A 24,878-nucleotide genomic window follows, 5' to 3' on the forward strand; every position below is an offset into this window, starting at 1 on the left:
CGCTGCACCGGCGTCAGACCCCCGATTTTTTCGCCCTTCTTGTATTGCTCGGTCTTCTTGAATGCATCGAGCCCGATGATGATACCGCCCAAATCGGCAATGTTTTCGCCGGCCGTGGCTTTGCCGTGGCCAGGGCGGCGGTATCGGCCAGGGGCAGCACCGGCACGGCAGCCTCGGCGAGGTGGGCGCGCAGGTAGGCGGGCACTTCGATTACGCCTTCGGGCAGCAGCAGGGCGCGCACGTCGGTGAGGCGGTCGAGCTTCTTATCCAGCGGTTTGGCGGGATCGAGAATCACCAGCTGCTGGCGGGCACGGAAGTGGTTGCCGTTCACCAGCGCCAGGCTCTGGTGGGCCAGCAGCTCGGGCTGACTGAACTTGTCGAGCAGCCGGCGCACGTCGAGGCGGGCGAAGCTGACGTTGTCGGTCAGCTCGGCGCTGGCCCCGGCGGCCAGCATGCCGGTTTCGGGCGCGGTGCCGTTGCGCACGGCATCGGCGGCGGCGTGGTCGGCATCAACGTAGGCTACGCGCAGCGTGGGGGCCAGCAGCGGCAGCAGCCGGGCTGCCAACTCCTTAATCCGGCCGCAGGGCGCACCCAGAATGGCCAGCTCGTGGCGGCCGAACTCGCCCAAATCGGGCCGGGCCAGGGCGGCGTGCTTGCGGCGGGGCTTATCAGCGTTACTCGGCATGATGAAAGTCGCTTTTACCGCCGGTTTTGCTGATGAGGCGGGTTTCCTGAATGACGATATCGTGCGAGAGGGCCTTGCACATATCGTAGATGGTGAGAGCAGCCACCGAAGCGCCGGTCAGAGCCTCCATTTCCACGCCGGTTTTGCCCGTCAGAGTGGCCGTGCACTCGATGCGTACGGCGTCGGGTCCATCGGGCTCAATGGTTACCTGGCAGTTGTCGAGGCCCAGCGGATGGCAAAGCGGAATGAGTTCGGAGGTGCGCTTAGCCCCCATTATGCCGGCCAGAATAGCGGTCTGGAATACGGGCCCTTTGCGGGTAGGTAGGTCGCCTTCCTTCACCAGCGCCATAATTTCGGGCCCGAGCACTACCCGGCTCCGGGCCACGGCGACGCGGCGGGTGGGCGTCTTGGTCCCCACATCCACCATAGCCGGCTGGCCGGAAGCATCGAGGTGGGTGAGTTTAGCAGAATCGGACATGGCGGAGTCAGGTAGGGAGAAGAGAGTTAGGAGTGTCGGCCGGAAGTTAAGCGCAGCAGGTTGCATGAGCCTTATAACACGAACCTACAATGCCCAATCCGGTTTCGAAAGACGGTACCAATGGCAGGTGGTTGGTTAGTACGAAGTTCTTTATCTTTACGGCGGTCTATGCTGAGACCCTGATTGCGCGCCTCTCATGCGGCTGCTTCCCGTGGCGCGCCCCCTTATTTCATTTGTAAAGAAGACCCCGTGAAAACAGTCTATTTTACGGATAGTAGCGCCGTGGAGCAGAACGCGCTACAGTCCCTCCTCTCTTTCGAGGAACAAGAGAACATCGGCCAGATAGCCGCATTCCCTGACATTCATTACTGCTCCGAACGCTCCATTCCGGTAGGGGTGGCCTTCCAAACAACCGACGTTTTTTACCCGCTGGTAACCGGCAAAGACATGGGTTGCGGGGTGGCCTACCTGCGCATTCCCCGCGCCGATGTCATTCGCCCATTCGATAAAGCCAAGCACTACCGGGCCTTCGAGCGGGAAGTGCATCGCATGACTGATGAGGGACTGGGCGGCGGGAACCACTTTCTGTCCCTGGAAGAGTCGGCCGATTACCTGTACATCATTGTGCACACCGGCAGTCGCAACCTGGGCGTGTACATGTATCAGGAAAACAGCCGCCTGTTGCAGCTGCACAATCCCGGCCACGAGTGGCTGCCGACGGAGCTGGCCACGTCCACCTATAGGCAGGAATACCAGCGCGTACTGGCTTACGCAGTCAGCCGCCGCCGGGAGTTCGTCGAGAAAACCTACGACTTCCTGCAGCGCAACCAGTACGTAGCCGCCGGTACACCCGCGTTTGCCGATAGCTGCCATAACCTGCTCGAGTTCGGGCCGCAGGGCGTGACTCACCGCAAGGGTAGTACGCAGCTGCTAGCAGGGGGCGAGGTGGTGATTCCGCTCTCGATGAGCCGCGGCTCCCTGATTGTGAAGCCTAACCCCTGGAGTACCGCCCTGGAGCAGTCGCTCTGGAGCTGCGCGCATGGGGCCGGTCGTCAGTACAGCCGTACCGATACGCTCAAGGTCTGGCATTCGCTCAAGAAGGCGGACAAGGACGAGTATCGGCAGCGTTTCAGCGAATTGCTTAACCGGCAGGGCGACTTCGATAGCAGTGTTCTGCAGGAGTTCGACTTTGCGTATAAAGACACTGCGGCGCTGCTGGCCACCCAGCCGCACCTGATTCGGTGCGACGAAACTACTCCTCTCGTTACCGTGAAATTCATGGGCGTTTGAGTCTACTCCGATAGAGCTGCCGGTTGCTTTTGCAGCAGCTATTCAGGCAACTACCTTTCCTATTCGCATTGCGCTGGTACTCCACCAGAACAATGGGGCCGAATGCGCGTTGGTTAACGACATAGGCCACAGCTTGTCCTACCTTCATGCCCATGATTTCAGTTACTGAAGCCACCCGCCTCGTGGCCGCCACCATTCGCCCACTGGGCACCGAACTGCTGAGCCTACCGCTGGCCGCCGGCCGCATCCTGCGCGAAGATTTGCGGGCCGACCGCGACTTTCCGCCCTTCAACCGTGTAGCCATGGATGGCATAGCGCTGCGCTACGATGCGTTGGCCGCCGGGCAGCAAGAGTTTCTAATTGCGGCCACTCAGTTTGCCGGCCAGCCCCCGGTAACCGGCTCCAGCCCCACGGCGGCCATCGAAATTATGACCGGCGCGGTGCTGCCCGAGGGCCTCGATACGGTGATTCGCTACGAAGACCTCACCTTCCGCACCGACGAGGCCAGCCAGCGTCACGCCACCGTGCAGGCCTTGCCGCCTCGCGCCGGCCACAACGTCCACCAGCGCGCCTCCGACCGCCAACAGGGCGACCTGCTGCTGCCCGCCGGCACCCGCCTGGAGCCCGCCGAAATGGCCGTAGCCGCCACCATTGGGGCCGCAACCGTAGCCGTGGCGCGCCGCCCGCGGCTGGCCGTAGTCAGCACCGGCGACGAGCTGGTGCCCATCAATGAGCAACCCGCCGCCCACCAAATCCGGCGCTCCAACGGCCTGATGCTGCAAGCCGCCGCCTGGCAAGCCGGCGCCGAGGCCGAAGCTTTCCACTTCGACGACGACCCGGCGGCCCTGCGCGAAGGCCTGCCCGCGCTGCTGATGGGCTATGATGCCGTGGTGCTGAGCGGCGGCGTGTCGATGGGCAAGGCTGATTTCCTACCCGAAATACTGCAGGAGTTGGGCGTAGAGCAACGGTTCCACGGCGTGGCCCAGCGGCCGGGCAAGCCGTTCTGGTTCGGGGCGCGGGCCGGCGGGGCGGTGGTGTTCGCACTGCCCGGCAACCCGGTGTCCACGTTCATGAATTTCTACCGCTACGTGCAGCCCTGGCTGCAGGCGGGGGCGCAGCCAGCCGCGGTGGCCGCGGCCGGTAGTGGCCCGGTACCGGCCGTGCTCAGCGCGCCTGTCGAGTTCAAGCCCAATATGACCCATTTCCTGCTCGTCAGCCTGGAATTCGGGCCCGACGGGTGCCTGCTAGCCACGCCCGAGCGGGCCGGCGGCTCCGGCGACATGGCCAGCCTGCTCATTTCGGGCGGCTTTCTGGAGCTGCCCCCGGAGCCGGCTCACTTCCCCAAAGGCAGCGTACTGCCGGTTTGGCGGTTTCGATAAGGTGGAAGCCGGAGAATGTCATTCGGCGCATGTTGCGCTTAGGCAGAGAGGAAAATCCCAGCCAAATAACTTCATAAATTAAAAAAGCAGGCGTGCAACCTGGGTACTTCGTTGCGGATCAATTGTACGTATCTGTTTGCTCTTCTTTTATGAAACTCAAATCCCTCCGACACGCTGCTTGGTTTTTTGGCGGCCTGTGCGCGCTAGCTACCGCGAGCTGCGCCAGCGAAAAAGACCCCGCGCCCGACTTTGTGGGCGTGCGTTATGTTCAAACCCAATGCGCCGACCGCTGGGGCCAGGCTCCAGGCACGCAAGAGCTAGTGATAGTAGCGCAAGCTTACTTATCCCAGCAGGGTCTGACGCTACACCAGCCTCAAGCCAGCGGCCAAAGCATGGACGTGGTCTGCTCCGCCTGTACCTGTCCGACGGGCCGTGTGCTGCAAGGCAAGGTGTCGCCCGCTGATTTATCGTCCGTGCTTGCTTTGGGTTTTACTAGACAGTGAAGCTGTTTAGTACGTCGGCGACCCTTATGCTGAGCATGTGGCGTAATGAGCCAGGGATGCTTCGATAAGCGCAGTCTGACACTTTGGTCGCTTGTGATGACTTCGTAAACAGCTTTGTCGTTTGAACAACGATGACGCGCAAGGTTCTTCGTCGCCGCTTGATGCGCAGAATGCGCCGAATGACGTTTCGCTCCCTTCTCCCTATTTCACCACTTCGAAATCGTGGCCGCAGTGGAAGCAGTGGCACTGCGGGTTGTCGGGGGCCATCAGCCAGAAGCGGAGCTTGACAAACAGGTTGTCGGTGGGGCTGGGCTGGTGGCGGCACACTACGTCGTGGTGGTGGCAACGGGGGCAGCGGGTGGCAGCTACTTCGGTTGGGTCGGGTGCTTCGGGCGCGGCGGCATCGGGGGCTACGGCGTGCATGTGGGTTTGCTGCGGGTGTAGGACCTCACGGGCCGCCTCTACGTCGGGGGCGCGCACGAAGAGGCTCACGTTGCCCATTACCTGGCCGTAAGGCCGGTTTTCATTGCTCAGAAAGCACGGAATACCCGCCGCATCGAGTTGGTTGCGGGCCAGGTGGGCAGCAATAGAATCGGTGAATGAGTCGAGCAGCACAATGGCCGCCGCTTCGGAAGGAACATCTGCCGGCATGGGGCAAGGCGCGAAATAGTGAATCCGCTAAAACAAACGCGGCACCCGTTTGGGTGCCGCGAAAGGTACGCATAAGGAGCCGGTAGATGGCTTACTTAAACAAGTCGAGCGCCTTGATAAAGGTCTGTGAAACACCCCACAGCAGCGGGATGCCCACAAAGGCCCAGGCGATAAAAACAGCCCCACCCGAAGTTGTAGTTTCGGGCGCAGCAGAGGAAACGGGAGGCTGATTCATACTTTTTAGTGCTTAGTTGTGAGTGGATAGTCGGGAGTTGCCAGGCAGTTCTTCAGACTGTTAAAAAGAACAGACAGTCTGGCAACTCAATGGCCGCCTGGCTCGGCTTCAACGGATCCTTTCTCGTTGTACTTCGCGTTTACGGCCGTTACGGCGAAGTTAGCCAGCAGGCCCACTACCAGTAGGCCGGCCATAGCGTAAAATACCGTTTGGTAGGCGGCAGCGCCAGTAAACCCTTCGGCTTTGCGGCTCTCGTGCAGGAAGTTGACGATGAGCGGCCCCAGCACGCCGGCCGTGCTCCAGGCCGTGAGCAGACGGCCGTGGATGGCGCCCACTTGGTACTTGCCGAACAGATCGGAGAGGTAGGCTGGAATAGTGGCGAAACCGCCGCCGTACATGCTGATAATCACGCAGGCTACGCCCACATACAGGGCCAGCTGAATGTTTCGGCCCAGCGTTGGGATGAGGGCGTAGAGTACAATACCCAGCCCGAAATAGATGGCGTAAGTGGTCTTGCGGCCCATCTTATCCGAAGCCGACGACCAGAAGAAGCGGCCCAGCAGGTTGAACAAGCTCAGCAGGCCCACGAAGCCCGCCGCCGCTGCTGCCGTTACGCCCCGTCCCGCGCCCATAACGGCATCAGAAAAGGATTCCTGGATGAGGGGCGAAGCCGTTTCGAGCACCCCAATGCCGGCCGTAACATTGGTGAGCAGCACCACCCACAACAGCCAGAACTGCGGCGTTTTCAGAGCGTTGTCGGCCGATACGTTGCTGCTGGTAATCAGGGCGCTATGTTGGGGGTTGGGCACGTAGTTTTCCGGCACCCAATCTTCGGCAGGCACCCGGATAGTCCAGACGCCGAACTGCATGAACAACAGGTAAATGACGCCCAGCGTGAGGAAGGTAGCTGCCACACCCAGCGTGCCGGTACCGTTGGTTTTGAAGTAGTCCATGAGGGCCACCGACAGCGGCGAGGCAATCATAGCGCCGCCGCCGAAACCCATGATGGCCATGCCGGTCGCCACGCCCCGACGGTCGGGGAACCACTTAATGAGCGTGCTTACCGGCGAAATGTAGCCGATGCCCAGCCCGATGCCGCCCACAACGCCGTAGCCGAAATACACAATCCAGAGGTTGTGCAAATGCACGCCCAGGGCCGCAATAAAAAAGCCACCGCTAAAGCATAGCGCCGAGGCCATCATGGCCTTGCGCGGCCCCACGCGCTCCAGCCACTTTCCGAAAATAGCCGCCGAAAGGCCCAGCAGCACAATGGCAATCGAAAAGATAATGCCCAGCTGCGTGGGCGTCCAGTCGGCGGCAGCGGGGGCAGCTGGGTCGCCGCTGATAAGGGCGCCGAGCGGCTTTTTGAACACGCTGAAGGCGTAGGCTTGGCCAATGGCCAGGTGAATTGCCAGGGCGGCGGGCGGAATCAGCCAGCGGTTGTAGCCCGGCCCGGCCACAGTGCGGCTGCGGTCCAGTATCGATGCTTCTGCCATAAAACAGGTGGTTTGGGAGTGGGAAGAACGAACGAAACCTTACCCCGCACCGGCGCCCTGGCCAAGGGCTTACCAGATTAGGATTCAATAAGGTAGACGTCTGGTACGGGGTTTAAACCACTTCAGATCAACTATTTTTTGGTAAATTGCTATATTCTGGTGCTATCATCAGCCCGGCTGCTACTGCTCAGCCGGTTGCCGGCCCAGCCAGCCCCGCACACCCTTCGCCCGCGCCGACTTCAGAAAATCCTGGATGCCATCGGCCATGCGCCGTGCCATCTGCTGCTGCTGAGCAGGATCGGTTAGAACTTTGGCATCTTCGGGGTTGGAAATAAAGGCGGTTTCGACCAGCGCGTTGGGGTAGTCGGTGGGGCCGTTGAGGGCGAAGTTGAAGTTGCCCACCAGCCCCCAGCCCGGCAGTCCGGTTTGCTGCATGCGCCCGTACAGGGCCGCCGCCAGCGGCCGGAAGGCCGCGTACCGGTAGAAGGCGCTGGTGCCCCGTGCCGCCGCGCTGCCTGCCGAGTTCACGTGCACGCTCACCAGCAACGCCGGCCGCTGCTGCCACAGCAGCGCCACCCGCTCGGCCATGCTCAGGCTTTCATCGGCGGCGCGGGTCAGCACTACGGTAGCGCCGCGGCGTTCCAGCTCGCGCTGCAGTTGCTGCACAATGGCCAGTGTCAGGTCCTTCTCGCGGGCTCCACTAGCTCCCACGGCGCCCACGTTGCTGCCGCCATGGCCGGCATCGAGGGCCACGCGCAGGCCGCGCAGCTGCAGCCGCGCCGGCGGCTGGGCCACCCGCACCACCAGCGTGTTCTGCTCGTAGCCGATGTGGTAACCCCAGCTCTGGCGGTGGCGCAGCGGCAGCACCAGCCGGAAAATATCGGCCTGCGGCTGCTCATAATACACGGCCCCCAAGGCCTGCAAACCGGCCCGCTGGGTTATCCAGTTGGTGTTGGAAGAGGCGCCGAACACGTCAATCACTAGGCGGGTGGGGTTTTCCAGGATTTGCGAGCGGTAGGGCAGCCGCTGCGTGAGCGGCACCCGCACGTAATCGTACACCGAGTCGCCTTGCACGCTCCAGGAGCCGGTGAGCGAGGCAGGCACGAAGCCCCCTGACGGGAGTAGGCGGGCGTATTCCAGGGGCAGCCAGGCGTAGTGGCCCTCGGCCAGCCGCACCCGGTACTGGCCTCCTACCCGGCCCACCACGTGCAGCACCACCAGCGAGTCGAGGTAGCCCAGCTTGGCCCCGCCCAGCCGGTCGTCGCCGAGGCCGTAGTTGAGGTGAGCCAGCAGGCCGCGCGTAACGGCCAGCAGCGGCTGGCTGGGGCTCAGCAGGCGCACGGGGGCAGCCGTGGGCAGCGAATCGAGGCGGCCGTTGGGCAGGCGCAGGTGCAGCCACAGCGGCCGCCGGCGGCTCCGCCCAGCGTATCGGCGGGCTGTATTATATAAGTGCCCTGGTACACGCCCCGCCGGCCGCCGGCCAGCGCGGGGGCCAGTTCCGTGAGGGACCGGCCGCTGAGGAAGGTGGCCCGGCCGCCCGGCGTACCCGTCAGGCGCACCTGCAGCGCATCGCCGGGGCTAAGCCATTGCTCGCCGGCGGGTACCGTTTCCACCTTCTGAATCAGGCGCTGCGCCTGCACCGCGGCCATCGGCAACAGCAGCCCGCAGGCCAGCAAAGCCACCCAGCGGGCTGCCTGAAAATTGATTTTCTGCCGCATAGCGAAGAAATAATGAAGGGTGCTCCACCCCAGCGGAACCGGTTGCAGCCAGTTAGGGCTGCTTCACGGCCTGCCCCAGGTCTTTCACGTCGCGACTGGTTTCGAGGGCGGTAAACTCGGTTTGCAGGGCCCGGATGTGCAGCTCGTCGCGGCCCTTTATGTCGAGGCGCACGGCCCGAAACTGGGCGTTAAGCTGGCGACTAACGGCCGTAGCGTAATCCCAGTCGCGCTGACTCCACTGCTTGCGACGGGCGCGCACTTGCTGCATAAACTGCACAAAAGCGGGCTCGATGGTAGCCGACGTGAGGCCACTGATGGCGGCGTAGGATCCCAGCAACTCGTTGCTGAAGGCCTGCCCGGCGGCGGGGTCGAGGGGCTGGCGGTTACGGATGCGCGAAACGGAGTCGAAACGGGCGGCACGCCGGCCGGCCACGCGCAGCTTGTCGGCGGCGCGCTCGGCCAGCGTATCGAGTTTCTGGGTTTCTCTCTCCACTACCTCCTGCCGCTCGCGCGGGGTCGAGTCGCAGGAAGAAAGCAGGCTGGCGGCGGCCAGCAGCGAAAGCAAAACGGGCGTTTTCATGCCCCAAGGTAAAACTTGTCGGGCAGACTGCGGCTACTGCACTCCTGTTGGTTTAGCGCGCGGCCAGCCGAAAGGTGAAAGGCACGTCAATCTTCGACACCACGGCGCGGCTGCCCACACGGGCCGGAATCCACTGGTTGGGGATGCTGCGGGCCACGCGCAGGGCCTCCTCGTCGCAGCCGGCACCAATACCGAGCAGCACCTGCTGGTTGCTGGCTTGCCCGAGCGTATCAACGGTAATCGTGATGATGACCCGGCCCTGCACATTTTTGGCCTCGGCAGCGGCCGGGTAGCTGAGTCGGCCCGTGTGAACAGCCAGCGCGGGGTCGCCGCCGATAAAGAAAACCGGATGGGTCAGTCGCACGCGGCTCCACTCGCCGGCGGCCGTACGCACTGGATATAGCACGTCATCGAAAGGCCGAAAAAAAACCAGCCGGCCGGCCGAATGGTCGTACTTCTGAGCAATGACCTGCGAGCCGTCGCGGGTGGTGGCGTAGTATTCCCAAACACCTACTTTCTCGCCCTTTTCCATCAGGCCGCTGCCGGCAGCCGTTTTGCGCAGCTTCTGGGCCGGGGCCGAAATCGACAGCAGCAGGCCACAGGCCAGACTGAAAAGGAACGCGTGTTTCATAGCAAAAGCGCTGGACAGAACAGGTAGCTAAAAGGCGCCGCAACTACCAGCGCCCGCCAATTAGACATACAAAGAAAAACATTTCTTTAGTACAAATAAGCCCTTACCTGCTTTCGATTCGATGAAGCACCCAAAATGAGCTGCAAATACCAAAAAAGCTTTCCGGCGTACTATTCTGCAAGCTAAATACTGGTGGCGACAAGGAAAAGCGGGTATTACTCGCAGCCAATCATTTCGTGTAAAAACACAAAAAAACATCCATCATTCCAACTCCTCCCGCAACGTGCGCAGCTGCGCCTGCAAACCGGGCCAGGCGGGGCAAATCTGCTCGATGCGGTGCAGCACCCGCAGTGCCCCACGGATGTCGCCGAGGGCCCGCAGCATGAGCGCCTGGCCCGATAAAGCCCCGAAGTGACGGGGCTCGCGCTGCAGTGTTTCGCGCACGTCGCGCAGGGCGGCTTTGTACTCGCCGCGCACAAAATAGGCCGTCGCCCGCTTGTTCCAACCCTCGGCGTAATCGGGCGCCATTTCGGTGAGGAAGGTGAATTCCTGGATGGCCAGTCCGTAGTCGCCGGCCGAGAGGGCGCGGGTGCCGGTTTCAAGTCGCTTGTCGAGCAGCGGGTGGCCGGCCGTCAGCCAGATTTGCCAGATGCCATCCTGCAAGGTTTCGATTTCGGCCGGTGCCGTGGCCTCGCGCAGGCGGCTGAACAGGTCGTCGAGCATGAAGGAAAGTGGAGAAGTGAGAGGTTCGGAGAAGGGCCATGTCATCCTGCGTGGCGAAGGGTCTGCACTGAAGATGGCTGCAAAAGATATAGCTTCTGCACAGATCCTTCGCCAGCGCAGGATAAGCTGTTTAGAAAGTCATTGATATTAATGACTTTCTAAACAGCTTCGATGACAGTACGCTTACTCACGATTCTACCACCTCACTACTTCACCATTTCCCCCATCTAAAACAGCGCCGCGGCCACTTGGCGGATGCTGTCGGATTTGCCCATGCTGTAGTAGTGCAGGCAAGGCACGCCGTGGGCCATCAGCTCGCGGCTCTGGTTGATGCACCATTCGAGGCCAATCTGGCGGGCGGCGGCGTTATCGGGGGCCAGGTGCACGGCGTCGGCCAGCTCCTCGGGCAGGTTGAGGTAGAAGGTACGCGGCAGCATGGTAAGCTGGCCTTTGGTGGTGAGCGGCTTGAGGCCTGGGATGATGGGCACCATAATGCCAGCTTCGCGGCAGCGCCGCTCAAAGGCAAAAAACTGCTCGTTATCGAAAAACATCTGGGTCACGATGTACTCGGCCCCGCGGTCGACCTTGTGCTTGAGGTAGCGCAAATCGGCTCCGTAGTTGGGCGACTCGAAGTGCTTTTCGGGGTAGCCGGCCGTGCCGATGCAGAAGTCGGTGGCCCAGGTGTCGTCCTGCTCCTCATCCAGGTACGCGCCCTTGTTGAGGTCCGATACCTGGCCAATTAAGTCGCAGGCATAGCTGTGGCCGTCGGGCTCGGGCACGAAGCGGCCCTCGCTCTTGATGGGGTCGCCGCGCAAGGCCAGCACGTTATCAATGCCCAGAAAGTGCAAGTCGATGAGGGCGTTTTCGGTTTCCTCCTTCGTGAAGCCCCCGCAAATCAAATGGGGCACGGTATCCACGTCGAAGCGGTTTTTGATGGCCGCGCAGATGCCTACCGTGCCGGGCCGGCGGCGCACGGTTTTCTTTTCGAGCAGCCCGTTGGGATGCTGGCGGTACACGTACTCCTCGCGGTGGTAGGTCACATCAATAAACGGCGGCTTGAACTCCAGCAGCGGCTCGATATTGGAAAACAGCGTCTGGATATCCTCGCCCTTTTTGGGCGGCAGCACTTCGAAGGAAAACAGCGTTTTGCCTTCGGCGCGAGTCAGGTGTTCGGTTACTTTCATACAAGTAGGGGCGGGGCTTGCCCCCGCCCGGCTAGCGGAACGATGTCGTGTAAAGGATTAAGTGGACGGCGCGACCGTCCGGGCGGGGACAAGCCCCGCCCCTACACCGTTTTGGGCTCGTAGTTCAGATTCGGCATCAGCCAGCGTTCCAGTTCCGGCAGCGGCATGCGCTTGCGTTCGGCCAGGTCGGCTACCTGGTCCTGCCCCACCCGGCCCAAGCCGAAATAGCGCGAGTCGGGGTGGGCGTAGTAGAGGCCGCTGACCGAGGAGGCGGGGTACATGGCCAGGTTTTCGGTGAGCGAGATGCCGGTGTTTTTTTCGGCGTCGAGCAGCTGGAAAAGGGTGATTTTCTCGGTGTGGTCGGGGCAGCCGGGGTAGCCGGGGGCCGGGCGCACGCCCTGGTATTTCTCCTGAATCAGTTCGTCGTTGGAGAGGCTTTCGGCGGGCGCGTAGCCCCAGAACTCCTCGCGCACCCGCTGGTGCAGCCGTTCGGCGAAGGCCTCGGCCAGCCGGTCGGCCAGGGCCTTGAGCATGATGCTGCTGTAGTCGTCGTGCTCGGCGGCGTACTGCTCCAGCAACTGCTCGATGCCGAGGCCAGCCGTTACGGCAAAGCCGCCGATGTAGTCGGCGCGGCCAGTTTGCTTGGGCGCTAAGAAGTCGGAGAAGGCCAGGTTGAGCACGCCAGCGGCCTTTTCGCTCTGCTGGCGCAGCGTGAAGAATTCCGCCTGCACCTGCTGGCGCGAGTCGTCGGCGTATACCTCAATCGTATCGTAACCAACGGTGTTGGCGGGCCAGAAACCGATGACGGCGCGGGCCGTGAGCAGCTTTTCGTCGATGATGCGGCGGAGCATAGCCTGAGCGTCGGCGAAGAGCTGGGTGGCGGCCTCGCCCACGAGCGGGTCGTCGAGCAGGCGCGGGTAGCGGCCCTTCAGCTCCCAGGTCTGGAAGAACGGCGTCCAGTCGATGTATTCGGCCAGCTCAGCCAAGTCGTAGTCTTCCAGCACTTTGGTGCCCAAAAAGCTGGGCTTGGTGATGGGCGTGGTCTCCCAGTCAGCTTTAAAGCCGTTTTCGCGGGCGGCTTCAATTGTGAGGTAGGCCTTTTCGCGCTGGCGGCCGGCGTAGTCGTGGCGGAGCTGGCGGTACTCGTCGTGGATGGCGCGGGCGTAGGTTTCCCGGGCCGAGCCGAGCAGGCTGGCGGCCACGCCCACCGAGCGCGAGGCGTCATTGACGTGGACAATCGGCCCCGAGTACTGGGGCGCGATTTTCACGGCCGCGTGCAGCCGCGAGGTGGTGGCGCCGCCGATGAGCAGCGGCGTTTTCAGGCCGCGTTTTTCCATTTCCTGGGCCACGTACACCATTTCGTCGAGGCTCGGCGTAATCAGCCCGCTCAGGCCAATCATGTCGGCTCCCTGCTTCTGAGCCTCGTCCAGAATCCGCTCCAGCGGCACCATCACGCCCAAATCCACGATGTCGAAGTTGTTGCAGGCCAGCACTACGCCCACGATGTTCTTACCGATGTCGTGCACGTCGCCCTTCACAGTGGCCAGCAGAATTTTGCCGGCCGTCTGCCGGTCGCCGCTCTGCTTGTCGGCCAGCAGGTAGGGCTCTAAGTAAGCCACTGCTTTCTTCATTACCCGAGCCGATTTCACCACCTGGGGCAGGAACATTTTGCCGGCCCCAAACAGGTCGCCGACTACGCCCATACCGGCCATCAGCGGCCCCTCAATTACTTCCAGCGGCCGGTTCAGCTCCTGCCGGGCCGCCTCGGTATCCTCGTCAATGAACTCCGTAATTCCCTTAATCAGCGCATGCGCCAACCGCTCCTGCACGGGCAGGTTGCGCCAATCCAGGCTGCCGGCGGCCGGTTGGTTGCTCGTGCCTTTCTGGTCCTTTACCGTTTCGGCGAAGTCCAGCAGCCGCTCGGTGGCGTCGGCGCGGCGGTTGAGCAGCACATCTTCCACCAGTTCCAGCAGGGCCGGCGGCACTTCGTCGTACACGGCCAGCTGGTTGGGATTCACGATGCCCATGTCCAGCCCGGCCCGGATGGCGTGGTAGAGAAAGGCCGCGTGCATGGCCTCGCGCACCACATCGTTGCCCCGGAACGAGAAGCTGATGTTGCTGACGCCGCCGCTGGTGAGCACGCCGGGCAGGTTCGTTTTTATCCAGCGCACGGCCTCAATAAACTCGACGCCGTAGTTGCGGTGCTCGTCCAGGCCGGTGCCTACGATGAGGATATTAGGGTCGAAAATGATGTCCTCGGCCGGAAAGCCGATGCCCATCAGCAGGTCGTAGCTCCGCTGGCAGATAGCAATGCGCCGCTCCAGCGTATCGGCCTGGCCGTCCTCATCGAAGGCCATGACCACCATGGCGGCCCCGTACTGGCGCACGGTGCGGGCATGTCGCAAAAACACTTCCTCGCCTTCTTTCAAGGAAATCGAGTTGACGATGCTCTTGCCCTGCACGCACTTGAGGCCGGCCTCCAGCACGCTCCACTTCGAGGAGTCAATCATCACCGGCACCCGCGAAATGTCGGGCTCCGAGGCAATCAGGTTCAGAAACGTGGTCATGGCCAGCTCCGAATCGAGCATGCCCTCGTCCATGTTGATGTCGAGCACCTGGGCCCCGCCTTCCACTTGCTCGCGGGCCACGGCCAGGGCCGCGTCGTAGTCGCCGGTACGCACGAGGCGCGCGAAGGCCCGGCTACCCGTCACGTTGCACCGCTCGCCCACGTTCACGAACAGGCTTTCGGGGGTGATATTGAACGGTTCGAGGCCGGCGAGGCGGGTAACCCCTCCCCAACCCCTCCCCAAAAGGGAGGGGCTCAGGTTAGCCTCTGACAATTCAGCTCTGGCCTTGACATTCGGCTCCCCTCCCTTTTGGGGAGGGGTCCGCGGCGCATACCGTTCCGCCAGCTCGCTGAGCGCCGCAATGTGCTCGGGCGTGGTGCCACAACAGCCGCCCACAATCGTCACTAGGCCTTCTTTGAGGTAGTTTTCTACCACATCGGCAAACTCGCGGGCCGACTCGTCGTAGCCGCCGAACGCGTTGGGCAGGCCGGCGTTGGGATAGGCCGAAACGTGGACGTCGGCCAGGCGGGACAGCTCCTGCACGTAGGTTTTGAGCTGGTCGGCGCCGAGGGCGCAATTGAGGCCCACGCTCAGCAGCGGCAGGTGGCGGATGGAGTTCCAGAAAGCCTCCACCGTCTGGCCCGAAAGCGTGCGGCCCGAGGCGTCGGTAATCGTGCCCGAAATCATCAGCGGCACCACCCGGCCGCCCTCATCGAAGAACTGCTGCACGGCGAACAGGGCGGCTTTGGCGTTGAGCGTGTCGAAGATGGTTTCAATCAGCAGCGCATCCACGCCACCGTCCACGAGGCCGCGCACCTGCTCGTGGTAGGCGGCGGCCAGCTCGTCGAACGTCACGGCCCGGAAGCCGGGGCGGTTCACGTCGGGCGAGAGGGAGGCAGTGCGGTTGGTGGGGCCGATGGCCCCGGCCACAAAGCGCGGCTTATCGGGCGTCAGGGCCGAGTACTCGTCGGCCGCTTCGCGGGCCAGCCGCGCCGACTCATAGTTCAACTCGTACACGACGTGTTCGAGCCCGTAATCGACCTGGGCAATGGTGGTGCCCGAAAACGTGTTGGTTTCCACCATGTCGGCCCCGGCGGCGAAGTACTCGGCGTGGATGCCGCGGATGAGGTCGGGGCGGGTGAGGCTGAGCAGGTCGTTGTTGCCGCGCAGGGGCTTCGGATGGTCGGCGAAACGGGTCCCGCGGAAGTCCTCCTCGCTCAGCGGGTGGCGCTGAATCATGGTGCCCATGGCCCCATCGAGCACCAGTACGCGCTGGCGCAGAATGGCGTGGAGCGGAGAAGTAGCGGCAGTAGGGGCAGGGGTGGCGGAAGTGGTCGGCATAACGGCTCGGCTGGAAAAATCGGCGACGAAAACACCTATCCAGAAAGAGCCGGGCACGAGGCCGGTTCCGCACTTATCTTCTTCCAGACCGACCAGCGGCTTGAAAAGGGAGTTAGCACCTTGTTTTAAATCAGGTTGCTAAGACGTCGTCGGGCCCAATCCCTCGGTCTTTCTGGATAAGTAACGAGGCGAAGATAGAACCGAAACTGCGGATTGCCAAGGCGGTGGGTTGCCGGGCGCTTTCCCAACGCCGCCTGCGGTTTCGCGTAAGCCGTACTTCCACCCTACCGAACTTCAACTATGGCTACCAAGAAGAACCCTACCCCCGATAAAGCCCCAAAGCCCGCCACGCAGCCCGCCGGCGACACGGCCGCCACGCCCGCCGCCAAAAAGGCCGCCAAAGCCGCCGGCCACGCCCCCGAGCCGGTGGAGCACCCCACGGCCAAAGACATGGCAAAGCACGCCCAGAAGCTGCCCTACCCGGCCAAACAGGCTGATATGGAGCTGCAGCCGGGCATGGGTTTCAGCACTTACCGCCCCGCCGGCAAGCTCCAGGATAAAGTAGCCCTGATAACCGGGGCCGACTCGGGTATTGGGCGGGCCGTGGCCGTGGCCTTCGCTATGGAAGGCGCCCATGTGGCGGTGCTATACAACGAAAACACCGTGGACGCTGAGGAAACCAAGCGCCTCGTGGAGGCTCAAAACCGGCGGTGCCTCCTGCTGAAGCTTGATGTGCGCCAGCCCGAAAAGTGCAAAGAGGCCGTGGCCCGTACCCGCGCCGAGCTGGGTGGCCTTAATATCCTCGTCAACAACGCCGCCTACCAGATGGCCCAGCAGAAGTTCGAGGACATTCCGGAGGAGCAGATTCGGCGCACCTTCGACACCAACATTCTGGGCTACATCTGGATGGCGCAGGCCGCCGTGCCGCACCTGCAAAAGCACGACTGCATCATTAATACCGGCAGCATCGTGGGCATGACCGGCATTCCGCTGCTCATTGATTATGCCAGCAGCAAGGCCGCCATCCACGCCTTCACCAAGAGCCTGGCCCTGAACCTGGGCGAGCGGGGAATCCGCGTGAACTGCGTGGTGCCCGGCCCGGTCTGGACGCCCAACATTCCGGGTACTATGCCCAAGGAGGAAATTGCGAAGTTCGGCCACGAGGTGGCTTTGGCCCGCCCCGGCCAGCCCGAGGAGCTGGCCCCCGCCTACGTGCTGCTGGCCTCGCAGGACGGCTCGTTCATGACCGGCTCGCTGGTGCAGGTGACCGGCGGCAAGCTCAGCAGCGACGACTAACATTTTCAGGTTTTGGAAGAAAGAGCGGAGGACGTAAGCTGAACCCGAAGCCAACTCGGCGGTTCCTGTTCAGACCGTCTCTAATAATCCGCTCGACAACCCCCGTTTTCACCTCTCTCTTCTCAACTGAATGCCCCATTATCCCGAAGGCACCGTCCGGGCCCTACTGGAAACCGACCTCGTGACGCCCGCCACCCGGGCGGCGCTGGAGGCCCGGCTGACGGCCCCGACCACGTACGAGCCGCAGTTTTTCGACGCCGATACCTACCGGCTGCTGCAGGCCGTGGCCGCCCGCATCTTCCCGCAGCCCGACCGCGAAACGCCTATTGCGCTGGCTCCTGGCGTAGATGCGCGCCTACTGAGAGGCGACGCCGACGGCTGGCGCTACGACTCCATGCCACCCGACCGTGAGGCTTACCGCCTCGGCCTGGGCGGCATCAATCAAGCCGCCGAAGCTAAGTTCCAGCAGCCTTTTACAAAGCTGGATGAGGCTCAACAAGACAGCATCATAGAGTTGCTGGCCGCTGCCGAAGCCCCCGGCGAAAACTGGAGCCAACTGCCCCAGGACCGTTTCTTTGAGGAGATGCTGGCCGAGCTGACCGAAACATACTACGCCCACCCGCTGGCCCAGGAGGAAATCGGCTACGTAGGCATGGCCGACGTACCCGGCTGGCAGCGCATCGGTCTGGGCGAGCTGGAACCCCGCGAGCCGGAGGAAGTGAAATAGTGCCTGCGCTGTCATTCACCGAATCACTCATTTCACTACCTCACCACCCCACCTCATGCCCGACGAAGAAACGCTGGAAGAAAGCACCCTGACGCCCACGCAGCCCGAAATACAGGACCCGCTGCTACGGGAGATACTCGAAGAAAACGCCCTCCAGGCCGACCCCAGCCAGAACACGCTGGAGCAGCCCGCGCCCCTGCCCGACCCCGACGAAATAGTGGACTGCCTGGTGATTGGCACCGGTGCGGGCGGTGCGCCGCTGCTGGCCCGGCTGGCCCAGGCTGGCCTGCGCGTGGTGGCCCTTGAAGCCGGAGCCCGCCACGACCCCAAAACCGAGTTTGCTACCGACGAAAAAGCCCAGAACTTCCTGTTTTGGAACGACGAGCGGCTGTCGGCCGGCCAGAACCCGGTGGCGTTTGGCAAGAACAACTCCGGTATCGGCTACGGCGGCTCCACGCTGCACTACACCGCCTACACGCCCCGCGCCCACCGCGGCGACCTAACCCTGCACACCGAATTCGGCCAAGGCGTCGACTGGCCCTTTGGCATTGAGGAGCTGGAGCCCTACTACGAGGAGCTGGAGCACTTTATGGGCATTTCGGGGCCCACACCTTACCCCTGGGACCCCGGCCGCCGCAAGGGCTACCCGCTGGCCCCGCTGCCGCTCAATGGCGCGGCCCAGCTGATGGAGCGGGCCTGCGCGAAACTGGGTATTAAAACTTCGCCGGCCGCCAACGCGGCGCTGTCGGCGCGCTACTACCAGGAGGGCGTGGGCTGGCGCGAGGCCTGCACCAACCGCGGCTTCTGCCAGGCCGGTTGCAGCACCGGCGCCAAGGCCAGCATGGACGTTACGTTTCTGCCCTTGGCTGAGCAATACGGGGCCGAAATCCGGCTCGGCGCTTACGTAACCGAGATTGAGCGCGACGCTACGGGCCAGGTAACGGCCGTGGTCTACGAGCAGGACGGGCGCACCGTCCGCCAGCGCTGCCGCAACCTGTTTCTGTGCGCCGGGGCCATCGAAACGCCCCGCCTGCTGCTGCTCAACGAGCTGGCCCTCAACAGCGGCCAGGTAGGTAAGCACTTTATGGCCCACGTGGGCATGCAGGTCTGGGGTACCTTCCCCGAGGATATCCGGCCCTACAAGGGCATTCCGGGCGGGTTGATTTCCGAGGACACCCACCGGCCCAAAGACGCCGACTTTGTGGGTGGCTACCTGCTGCAAAGCATTGGCGTGATGCCCGTAACCTTCGCCACCCAGATGGTGCGCCAGCGCAAGCTCTGGGGTCAGCCATTGCGCGACTACATGCGCGATTACAACCACATTGCCGGCATCAACGTGCTGGGCGACTGCCTGCCCCACGCCGACAACTTCGTGGAGCTGAGCGCCGAAAAGGACGCCCGCGGCGTATCCAAGCCCCGGGTACATTTCACGGCCCAGGAAAACGAGCAGCGCATGAACCGGCACGCCGAGCGCATTATGCGCCAGATATGGGAAGCCGCCGGGGCCAAAGATATTTGGGCCTTCGAGCGCTACGCCCACATCATCGGCACGGCCCGCATGGGCACTTCGGCCTCTGAGGCAGTAGTCGACCCCAACGGCCGCGCCTTCGACGTGCCCAACCTCTACATCTGCGACAACTCGGTATTCCCCAGCGCCCTGAGCGTCAATCCGGCCCTCACCATCATGGCCCTCAGCCTGCGCACGGCCGATAAATTCTTGCTTCAGCGGAAAGCTGCTGGCTGACAGTCGCTATTGGTACGCAGCACCCGGGAGCCGGCGGGCGGGGCACAGGTCACGCCCGCCGGCTCCCGGGTGCGTTTATGGAAGATTCCTCCGGCTTTATCCTGGTCGCCCAGGTGGGAAGCCGTCAACCTGGGCTTCTGCCGGGCCGGTGCAGCCCGCGGCTGCGCTTGGGGCGCGGTCGTGGAGAATTGCGAAAGACGACTTGGCAAATCAGGATGAATATCGTGTTTGGTCTATGGCTAAACTTCCAAGTTTATCTGCCAACCTGCTTCGCTGAAAGAGGATAAATCGGGTTTCCAGACCTTTTTGAAGTAGGCGTGGCGCTAATGGGTCGGTGGCCACAGAACTCTTTGGGGTAGTTCGCGTTGCAGGCTCCAAAACCTGCGACCATGATAATCTATAAAGCCGGCGACTGGTGGCGGGCTCTCTGGCATTTCCACACGTCAAGCGTCATTCTGCTGCTGCTGCGCCGGGTGGCGCTGGTAGGTGTTTATAACATTGCCGTGGCGCTGGTCGTGCTACGCTACCATGCGGTGCCCATTCAGCTGGGCCGCGAGTACTTCTCATTTCTGGGTATCATGCTCAGCCTGCTGCTGGTTTTTCGCACCAACACCGCCTACGACCGTTACTACGAGGGCCGGCGGGTGTGGGGGCAATTGGTGTCGCACTGCCGGGGGCTGGCCATCGAGCTCAATGCCATTTTGCCCCGCGACGCGGCCCGCAGCCGGGCCTACTACGCCGCCCTTATTTCCAACTTCCCGCTGGCCCTCAAAGGCAACCTGCGCAACAACGTGCGCTTCGAGCAATTCGAGGCCACGCCCGACATCATCGGACGCCTGCAGGCCGCCGATAGCCCCACTGTCTGTCTGCTGGCCGTCATTCAGGAAAGTATCGAGCAGCTGCGCCAAGCCCAAATAATCGACCCCATACACCTGCTTACTTTCAAACCTCACTTGCTGGGTATGATGGAAGTAAACGGCGTTTGTGAGCGAATTAAGGCTACACCCATTCCGTTTTCTTACACCTTCTTTATCAAAATGTTCATCACCCTGTTCATTGGCATCATGCCGTTCGTGCTGCTGGCCAGCAGCGGTTACTGGATGATTCCCATCACGATGGTAGGGGCCTATATTATGCTCGGACTGGTGATGATTGCCGAGGAAATCGAGCAGCCTTTCGGTACCGACAGCAACGATTTGCCTATTACCCAACTGGCCCACAAAATCCGGGTAAGCGTCCACGATGTGCTGAGCGTGGAACTGCCCCATTTTAAGAAAGCACTGGCTTCTCCGCCTTACAGCGTGGTGCGCTAAGCCGCCCGGCATAGTTATTGTTAAGCTTATTATAATTATATGTTATTTTGAATATATTCAAGATGAGAAGAAGTATTTTATGCCTTACCTATGCATACTGCAGGTTTATTGTTTTTTAATCCAAAAAGTACAGCTTAATTTTTCCATGTCCGTATAGCCGCTCTACACTCCCGCGCAGGTGGGATTTTTTTCTAATTTTTGGAAACCCCCACTTTTTTTAAAAGTAAAAATGAAAGCACCCTTATCTAATCAAATCCTTGCCTTCCGGGGCCAAGCTTGGCGGCGGCTCCTGCCGTTACTGGCGCTGTTTGTGACCTTCGGCACGAGCTTTACGGCCCGCGCCCAGACTACTAGCATTACTGGTTCCAATATCATTGTCGACGCTGGCAATGGAAACTTTACCTATGGCGGTAAAACTGGAACTCCTCCTTTCGAAGGCGCCAATCTGGGTACCTTCAACGTCTCTAATTTCAACACTATTCTGTTGTTGAATGGCGGCACACTACTCACTACAGAGGCTAATGGAGATGTAATTGATGGTGCCACCCAATACTACCGGGTAACGAAGAGGGGTACCCCTCGTCAGTCTGGGCCATTGGGCAGCTTTCGGTTGCCACTTGTCAACACTAGCGGTGCCGACAAGACCTTTTTTACGAATACCCAGATGGCCAATTTGCTGACAGGCTTTTCGGGGATAGGTACTTTAGAACCAGGTAACTACACGGTTGATGTATACTTTACAGCGGACGCCGTCAGCGCATCCGACAGAACATTTACACTCAATGATCCAAGTGGCGGTCAGTTCACCAGCTATCAGGCTTCCTTTACCGTAACAGGTATCCGTCCTGCTGAGCCCCCAACTTCCACTACCTGGACCGGTGGACAGGACGACAACTGGTTCGACCCAGCCAACTGGAGCAACGGCGTGCCTAATGCTGGTAAGGATGCTACAATCCCTAACTTCGGTGCGGGCTCGACGGTGGAATACCCCAACATATACAGCGACGCGATTAAGCCCCCTAGTACCCGTACTACTACCATACAGAACACTAATGGCACTACCTCTACGGTAGTTACGCCGGTACCCGGCTATGATAATACTGCAAGCGGTCCAAGAGGTGCCTCCGGCCCCGCTCAGACACGCACTCTCACAATGAGTGGCACCAGCCAAGCCCAGCGCTCTATCACTCGCCTCATTGTTGGTCGTCTCAACGTGTTCGGCAACTTCAATAACCAGCAGGACAGCTTTATCCAGCGCGAAAATACTATCCTATCCTTCAAAGGAACTGACCAGTCCATCAGCGGTTCGGCTTCCGGTTTAGTAAACGTGGAGATTGACGGTGGCGGAATCAAAACACTGGTATCTAACTTCGCCATTCTGCCCGGCGGTACACTGCGCTTTATCAATGGCATTCTGGAGACCAACATTAGCGCCGTCAACGTGTCGTTCGTAGAGTTGTTCCCTTCTACCACCGTCGGTACTACAGGAATTCCTTCGGGCCGTATTGCAGGGGAAACGGAAACTTCCTTCCTACGTGGCTACGCGAAAATTGCAGAGGTGGCCCAGGTGGGCGTCCCGCAGGATTTTGGCAACATTGGTATTACTCTCACTTTCCAAGGCAACGCACCTGGCGTAGTGGCCATCACGCGCAACACAGCCGAAAACTTTGCTTCCATCAATAATGGAGCGAATGGCCGCCCAAGCGCCCGTCGTATCTTTGGAGTGCGCCCGAGTGATCAGCAAACCAACACCGGTGGATTGAACGCCACGCTCTCGTTCCGCTATTTGGACAACGAGTTGACGAATCTTATGCCTAATAATCAGACGCTTGACGAAAACAAGCTGGCCTTGTTCGTTTCTACTTCAAGCGGCGACACGTTCGGCCAGTTGGGCCGTGATGCATTAGCAGGTAATGTCCTTACTAAAAACAACGTTAGGGCCTTCGCCACTTTCACCCTCAGCGAGTTCACGTCTCCGTTGCCCGTTACGCTCACGGCTTTCTACGCCAAGCGGGTAGGCAACAATGCCGAGATTACTTGGGAAACGGTAGCCGAGCTCAACAGCCGTGGCTACGAGGTGCAGGTATCCAACGACGGCCGCAACTACCGTGCGCTGACGTTTGTAGCTAGCACCAACCCCAACAGCAATCAGTTGTTGCGCTACCGCTACATCGACACCGAGGCCGGCAAAACCGGCGTGCGCTACTATCGTCTGCGCCAGATCGACCTCGATGGCACCGACCACTACTATGCGCCCAAAGTGGTAACGTTTGATGGAGGCGCTAAATTAGATAAAGCGGAAGTTCGCGCTTTCCCTAACCCTTTCGGGGAGGTGCTGACTCTAACGGCCAACACCAGCGTGGCCGGTCCGGCCCAGCTGTCGGTAACCGATATGACGGGCCGCGTAGTAGGCCAGCAGACAGTGCAGCTGACTGCCGGTATCAACGATGTACCCGTACCAAACGTAGCTAACCTGCGAAGCGGTATTTACCTGGTGCGGCTGGTAATGCCTTCGGGCGAAGCCAAAGTGCTGCGGGTAAGTAAGCAGTAAGCAGCTGAGCTTAGTTGTAATAATCAGGGGCAGCTCCGCCAGGAGCTGCCCCTTTTTTGTTGTAGCAACCAACGAGTGGTGCCCTACCGCTGCCCGTCCACCTTCGTACACTCCCTACTATGCCCGACTCCCTCACTTTCATCGGCCTGCACTACTGGGCCGGCGCCGGCCACGAGTTCGACCAGATGGCCGCGCTGCTCGCTCCCGAATACCGTCTGCTGGCCCCCGACCTGGGTGGTTTTGGCGGTGCCCCGGCCCCGGCCAATGGCTTCGCGGTAGCCGCCTACGCCGATGCGGTACAAGGCTTTATTAAGGCCGAAAACTTAGGTCGCTACGTGCTGGTGGGCCACAGTATGGGCGGCAAAATCGCGCTGGAGTTGGCGGCCCGTCAGCCGGCTGGTCTGGCGGGTATAGTGCTGCTGAGCCCCTCGCCGCCGAGCCCCGAGCCCATGACCGACGCCGACCGCCAGGCCAGTATGCATGCCTGGGGCCGGGTGGCGGAGGCCGAAAAGACGCAGTGTACCATCACGGCCCGCGCGCTGCCCGCCGCCACTGTCCGGCAGATTGTGGCCGACAACCTGCGCAGCACCCGTGCCGCCTGGGAAGCCTGGCTGCTACATGGCAGCCGCGAGGATATAAGCGCCCAGATGAGCCGTGTAGAGGTGCCGTGCGCCCTAGTGGCCGGCGACCAGGATGCCGTGCTTTCGCCCTCGGTACACGGGCTGGAAACACTGCCGCTGCTGCCAGTCGGTACGCCCCTCGAAATAGTGGCCGGGGCCGGCCACCTGCTGCCCTACGAAGCCCCGGAGGAGGTGGCCGGGCTCCTGCGCCGTTTTGCCCGCGAGCGGGTCGGGCAGTAAGGCCCCGCGGGTGCAACACTACCTTAGGCACCCATCAGCAGTTCAATAATCGACAACCTACCCCTTCTTCGTGCGTCGACCCGGTTTTCTTGCCCACTTACTGGTATCAGCCAAACGCCACTGGTCTAACTACCTGACCGAAGCCGCAGGGCTGTTTCTGTTCCTGTTTATGGCGAGCCTGATTACGACGACCGTTCACTACCCCGGCTCGTGGCTGGCCCGGCAACTGGCGGGGCAGCAGGTACTGGGGCGTGCCCTCATCGGGCTGGTGGCAGGCCTGACGGTGGTTGTAATTGTGTACAGCCCCTGGGGCAAGCGCTCGGGGGCCCACCTGAACCCGGCCGTAACGCTGGCCTTCTGGCAGCTGGGCAAAATAAAACCGGCCGATGCCTGCTGGTACCTGCTGGCCCAAGTAGTCGGGGCCCTGCTGGCCGGGCAGGCACTGCTGGCGTTGCTGGGCCGTTACTTCACTCATCCCAAGGTAAACTACGCCCTTACCTTGCCGGGGCCGCAGGGCACAGCCATAGCCTTCGGAGCCGAGTTTAGTATTACGTTTGGGATGGTGGCCGTGCTCTTGCTGGCCCTGCACACCAAACGGCTCCAGAACCTGGCCGGTTGGCTGCTGGGGGCGCTGCTTGCCTTCTATATCGTTGTCGAAACGCCCTATTCGGGCATGAGCCTTAACCCGGCCCGCAGCCTGGGCTCGGCCGTAGCAGCCCACAACTACACCGCCCTATGGCTATACCTGGTGGCCCCACCACTGGCGGCCTGGCTGGCGGCCGTGCTGTTCCAGCTACTGTTCCGCAACTCGCCTTTGTCGGGCTCCATCGTAGCCGGTCCCGGGGCCGGCTCCCCGGGCACCGAGCCCCCCCAGCATCCCGTGGAATAGCGGTGCGCGGGCAAAGCGGAGGGAAATAAGCTGCCAT

21 protein-coding genes and 1 riboswitch are annotated in these 24,878 nt (G+C 61.6%); of the genes, 9 read left to right on the forward strand and 12 right to left on the reverse strand.

Going from position 1 to position 24,878, the window contains the following annotated elements; all coding sequences use genetic code 11:
* Nucleotides 1-13 precede the first annotated feature (13 nt).
* Both D0N36_RS12190 and moaC read right to left on the reverse strand, forming a co-directional pair.
* A complete protein-coding gene (locus tag D0N36_RS12190; RefSeq protein WP_116941851.1) occupies nt 14-685 on the reverse strand; it encodes a hypothetical protein in 672 nt (223 codons plus the stop codon).
* Nucleotides 675-1,163, reverse strand: coding sequence for a cyclic pyranopterin monophosphate synthase MoaC (gene moaC / locus D0N36_RS12195; protein ID WP_116941853.1), 489 nt, complete (start codon nt 1,161-1,163; stop codon nt 675-677). The genes D0N36_RS12190 and moaC overlap by 11 nt, the downstream gene beginning before the upstream one ends.
* 249 nt (nt 1,164-1,412) lie before the next feature.
* Between moaC and D0N36_RS12200 the strand changes: the two genes are divergently transcribed.
* Nucleotides 1,413-2,453 carry an RtcB family protein gene (locus tag D0N36_RS12200; protein ID WP_147320850.1) on the forward strand — a complete coding sequence of 347 codons (1,041 nt, stop codon included), beginning with the start codon at nt 1,413-1,415 and terminating at the stop codon, nt 2,451-2,453.
* Nucleotides 2,454-2,605: 152 nt separating this feature from the next.
* Entirely contained in the window at nt 2,606-3,832 is a 1,227-nt protein-coding gene (locus tag D0N36_RS12205) for a molybdopterin molybdotransferase MoeA (RefSeq protein ID WP_116941858.1), read from the forward strand.
* Nucleotides 3,833-4,536: 704 nt separating this feature from the next.
* Here the strand turns inward: D0N36_RS12205 and D0N36_RS12210 are convergent.
* The 10 genes from D0N36_RS12210 to metH form a co-directional block, all read right to left on the reverse strand.
* Nucleotides 4,537-4,986: a putative signal transducing protein gene (locus D0N36_RS12210; RefSeq protein ID WP_116941862.1), complete on the reverse strand. Its 450-nt coding sequence runs from the start codon at nt 4,984-4,986 to the stop codon at nt 4,537-4,539.
* Nucleotides 4,987-5,077: 91 nt separating this feature from the next.
* Complete coding sequence (locus tag D0N36_RS12215) at nt 5,078-5,221, reverse strand: MFS transporter small subunit (RefSeq protein ID WP_190242648.1); 144 nt, start codon at nt 5,219-5,221, stop codon at nt 5,078-5,080.
* A gap of 86 nt (nt 5,222-5,307) precedes the next feature.
* Entirely contained in the window at nt 5,308-6,717 is a 1,410-nt protein-coding gene (locus tag D0N36_RS12220) for an L-lactate MFS transporter (RefSeq protein ID WP_116941864.1), read from the reverse strand.
* 180 nt (nt 6,718-6,897) lie between these two features.
* Nucleotides 6,898-8,058: an N-acetylmuramoyl-L-alanine amidase gene (locus tag D0N36_RS12225; protein WP_116941866.1), complete on the reverse strand. Its 1,161-nt coding sequence runs from the start codon at nt 8,056-8,058 to the stop codon at nt 6,898-6,900.
* Entirely contained in the window at nt 8,046-8,435 is a 390-nt protein-coding gene (locus tag D0N36_RS12230) for a hypothetical protein (protein ID WP_116941869.1), read from the reverse strand. Before D0N36_RS12230 ends, D0N36_RS12225 begins: the two co-directional genes overlap by 13 nt.
* Nucleotides 8,436-8,487: 52 nt before the next feature.
* Nucleotides 8,488-9,015, reverse strand: a complete 528-nt coding sequence (locus D0N36_RS12235; RefSeq protein WP_116941871.1) for a hypothetical protein — start codon at nt 9,013-9,015, stop codon at nt 8,488-8,490.
* A gap of 52 nt (nt 9,016-9,067) precedes the next feature.
* Nucleotides 9,068-9,646: an energy transducer TonB gene (locus D0N36_RS12240; RefSeq protein WP_116941874.1), complete on the reverse strand. Its 579-nt coding sequence runs from the start codon at nt 9,644-9,646 to the stop codon at nt 9,068-9,070.
* A 261-nt stretch (nt 9,647-9,907) separates the two neighbouring features.
* Nucleotides 9,908-10,369, reverse strand: a complete 462-nt coding sequence (locus tag D0N36_RS12245; protein ID WP_190242649.1) for a tetratricopeptide repeat protein — start codon at nt 10,367-10,369, stop codon at nt 9,908-9,910.
* A 227-nt stretch (nt 10,370-10,596) separates the two neighbouring features.
* The gene (gene metF / locus D0N36_RS12250; RefSeq protein ID WP_116941877.1) at nt 10,597-11,553 is read right to left on the reverse strand and encodes a methylenetetrahydrofolate reductase [NAD(P)H]; all 957 of its coding nucleotides are present in this window, start codon (nt 11,551-11,553) and stop codon (nt 10,597-10,599) included.
* Nucleotides 11,554-11,654: 101 nt separating this feature from the next.
* Nucleotides 11,655-15,461 carry a methionine synthase gene (gene metH / locus D0N36_RS12255; protein WP_116941879.1) on the reverse strand — a complete coding sequence of 1,269 codons (3,807 nt, stop codon included), beginning with the start codon at nt 15,459-15,461 and terminating at the stop codon, nt 11,655-11,657.
* Between the two features lie 70 nt (nt 15,462-15,531).
* A riboswitch (SAM riboswitch) is annotated at nt 15,532-15,644 on the reverse strand.
* Nucleotides 15,645-15,761: 117 nt separating this feature from the next.
* Here metH and D0N36_RS12260 point away from each other — a divergent pair.
* The 7 genes from D0N36_RS12260 (at nt 15,762) to D0N36_RS12290 (ending at nt 24,841) form a co-directional block, all read left to right on the forward strand.
* Nucleotides 15,762-16,757: an SDR family oxidoreductase gene (locus D0N36_RS12260; RefSeq protein ID WP_410504160.1), complete on the forward strand. Its 996-nt coding sequence runs from the start codon at nt 15,762-15,764 to the stop codon at nt 16,755-16,757.
* Nucleotides 16,758-16,887: 130 nt separating this feature from the next.
* Nucleotides 16,888-17,484 carry a gluconate 2-dehydrogenase subunit 3 family protein gene (locus D0N36_RS12265; RefSeq protein ID WP_116941881.1) on the forward strand — a complete coding sequence of 199 codons (597 nt, stop codon included), beginning with the start codon at nt 16,888-16,890 and terminating at the stop codon, nt 17,482-17,484.
* Nucleotides 17,485-17,539: 55 nt separating this feature from the next.
* Nucleotides 17,540-19,228 (forward strand): GMC family oxidoreductase, encoded by a 1,689-nt coding sequence (locus D0N36_RS12270; RefSeq protein WP_116941883.1) that lies wholly within the window; start codon nt 17,540-17,542, stop codon nt 19,226-19,228.
* A 389-nt stretch (nt 19,229-19,617) separates the two neighbouring features.
* The gene (locus D0N36_RS12275) at nt 19,618-20,541 is read left to right on the forward strand and encodes a bestrophin family protein (RefSeq protein ID WP_116941885.1); all 924 of its coding nucleotides are present in this window, start codon (nt 19,618-19,620) and stop codon (nt 20,539-20,541) included.
* A gap of 178 nt (nt 20,542-20,719) precedes the next feature.
* Nucleotides 20,720-23,092, forward strand: coding sequence for a T9SS type A sorting domain-containing protein (locus tag D0N36_RS12280; protein WP_147320851.1), 2,373 nt, complete (start codon nt 20,720-20,722; stop codon nt 23,090-23,092).
* A 119-nt stretch (nt 23,093-23,211) separates the two neighbouring features.
* The gene (locus tag D0N36_RS12285) at nt 23,212-23,952 is read left to right on the forward strand and encodes an alpha/beta fold hydrolase (protein ID WP_116941888.1); all 741 of its coding nucleotides are present in this window, start codon (nt 23,212-23,214) and stop codon (nt 23,950-23,952) included.
* A 70-nt stretch (nt 23,953-24,022) separates the two neighbouring features.
* A complete protein-coding gene (locus D0N36_RS12290; RefSeq protein WP_116941891.1) occupies nt 24,023-24,841 on the forward strand; it encodes an aquaporin in 819 nt (272 codons plus the stop codon).
* Nucleotides 24,842-24,878 lie beyond the last annotated feature (37 nt).

The sequence above is a fragment of the Hymenobacter lapidiphilus genome, from assembly GCF_003417065.2.
GTDB lineage: Bacteria > Bacteroidota > Bacteroidia > Cytophagales > Hymenobacteraceae > Hymenobacter.